At 39.8% G+C, this 1418-nt stretch carries 2 protein-coding genes; one reads left to right on the top strand and one right to left on the bottom strand.

Translation table 11 applies throughout. The features are described from left to right. Positions 1–311: hypothetical protein (locus LE180_RS06775; protein ID WP_374134693.1), on the bottom strand; the 311-nt coding region annotated here is incomplete at its 3' end. Between the two features lie 179 nt (positions 312–490). Between LE180_RS06775 and LE180_RS06770 the strand changes: the two genes are divergently transcribed. Further along, positions 491–1418: hypothetical protein (locus tag LE180_RS06770; RefSeq protein ID WP_374134692.1), on the top strand; the 928-nt coding region annotated here is incomplete at its 3' end.

Raw genomic sequence — 1418 nt, 5'->3', positions numbered from 1 at the left:
ACCGCCGCTTTCATCAAATTCTCCCTCTCATCATCCGTTAGTAGCACAACGGGTGTATTTGGTCGATTGGGGTTATCTTCTTTCTCTTTCTCTTTCTCATCGCCTCCGCCTCCGCCTTCGCCTTCACCATCATTTTGTAGTTGTGATGCTATTGTTTTTGATTCTGCTTTTGGTACTGGTGTTGCTGTTGATTTTGGTTGTATTACTGACGATGATGAGCTGGAAGATGAACTAGAGGATGAGCTGGAAGGTGATGGTGGTGGTGGGAAGTCACCTTGTGCTACTAGTAGATCAAGATCAGAATCAGACAATAAATCTCCTGCATCAGGTGGTGGTGCACTAAATGATGACGACGACGATGAAGGACTAGTAGAAGAAGATGATGATAATGGTGATGCTGATGGTAATGTTAATGATTGTGATTTAGATTTAGATTTATATGGGGGAATAGGAGCTATTTGGGATTGTCGAGGTAATCGGAATTGTCCTTGTGGTTGTTGTGGTGATAGTAGTCGTTGTGGTTGTAGTAGTAGTTGTTCTTTTTGTAGTAGTCCTCGTATTAGTCCTTCTTGTCGTTGTCTTAGTCGTAGTAGTTGTTGTGGCTCCAGTGGTTGCATTTGTTCTACTGGTGTTTGTTGTTGTAGTAGTCGTTGTCGGTGGGTTTGTTGTAATTGTCGTAGTTGTTGTAGTACTAGTTGTTGTTGTGGTTGTTGTTGTTGTAGGAGTTGTTGTTGTTGTAGTATTTGTAGTATTTGTAGTTGTAGTTGTTGTTGGTCTAGGTATTGCATTGATAGTAGTTGTTGTTGGGTTAGTTGTGGATTTAGATATGGTAGTAGTAGTATTCGTTGGTGGTCTAGTAGTTTTTCTATTTGTTGGTAGCGTTGGTCTCGTATGTCTTGTAGTAGTTGTAGTTGTAGTTGTAGTTGCGGAAGTATTGATACTTGCCGTTGTAGGTCTTGTATTTTTTGTTGTAGTTCTTTTTGTGCTTTTACTAGTTCTTCTGCTACTGCTGGTGGTTGTAGTTGTTGTTGTTGTAGTAGTAGTTGTTGTTGGTGTTGTTGTTGTAGTAGTAGTTGTTGTTGTTGTTGTAGTAGTAGTTGGTATTGTTGTGGTGGTTGTTGTAGTAGTTGTTGTTGTTCGTCTAGGTATCGTTGTAGCTGTGGCTTTAGTTGTTGTAGATCTAGTTGTTGTTGTAGCTGTAGTTGTAGTTGGTGTCGTTGTTGTTGTTGTAGTAGTATTAGTTGATGTTGTTCGTGTAGTTGGTCTTGTTGTGGCTGCATATTTAGTTGTTTTAGTTCTTGTAGTAGTCGTAGTTGTAGTTGTTGGTGGCTTTGGTATTGTAGTAGTAGTAGTCGTTGTAGTTGTTGTTGGTGTTGTTGGTGTTGTTGTTGTTGGTGTTGTTGTTGTAGTTGTTGTTG

It is taken from the genome of Candidatus Endomicrobiellum pyrsonymphae, assembly GCF_020328025.1.
Taxonomy (GTDB): domain Bacteria; phylum Elusimicrobiota; class Endomicrobiia; order Endomicrobiales; family Endomicrobiaceae; genus Endomicrobiellum; species Endomicrobiellum pyrsonymphae.
The sequence above is the reverse complement of the archived record's forward strand: the minus strand, read 5'-3'. Positions and strand labels throughout refer to the sequence as shown.